General features: G+C 64.3%; 1 protein-coding gene. It reads left to right on the forward strand.

The features are described 5' to 3' along the window. Positions 1 to 198: 198 nt before the first annotated feature. Positions 199 to 667 (forward strand): adenosine-specific kinase (locus ON27_RS29280; protein ID WP_043734754.1); only part of this gene is annotated, 469 nt, incomplete at its 3' end.

Raw genomic sequence — 667 nt, forward strand, 5'->3', positions numbered from 1 at the left:
CAGGCGATCGCGAACGCCTTGGTGGACGACGCCCTCCTCGCCGGAGGAAGAGACAACGCCACCGCACTGGTCGTGGACTCGCTTTCCCGCACGGGCGACGGTCAGGGCTGAGCATCCCGGTCGGGGTGGTCCGGCGACGCAAGCGAAACAAATGTCGAAATGCTATGAATCGGGCTTGCTGAGGCGCAGTATGTCGCTGTGGAACTGACAGCCGTGCGCATCGACAAACCGGACGAACTCAACGTCGTCATCGGACAGTCCCACTTCATCAAAACGGTGGAGGACCTGCACGAGGCGCTGGTCGGAGTGAGCCCGCACCTGCGCTTCGGGCTGGCGTTCTGCGAAGCCTCCGGGCCACGCCTGGTTCGCCGCTCCGGCAACGACGATGCCCTGGTCGAGCTGGCCACCAAGAACGCGCTAGCCATCGCGGCGGGACACTCGTTCGTCGTCTTCCTCCGTGAGGGCTACCCGGTCAACGTGCTCAACGCGGTGCGCCAGGTTCCGGAAGTCTGCGGAATCTTCTGTGCCACGGCCAATCCCGTAGAGGTTCTGATCGCCGAAACGGAACTCGGCAGAGCGATCATCGGAGTCGTCGACGGTTTCGTTCCGCTCGGTGTCGAGAACGCCGAGGACCAGGCCGCCCGTAGGCAGCTGTTGCGCCAGATCG

Source organism: Nocardia asiatica NBRC 100129 (assembly GCF_000308415.1).
GTDB lineage: Bacteria > Actinomycetota > Actinomycetes > Mycobacteriales > Mycobacteriaceae > Nocardia > Nocardia asiatica.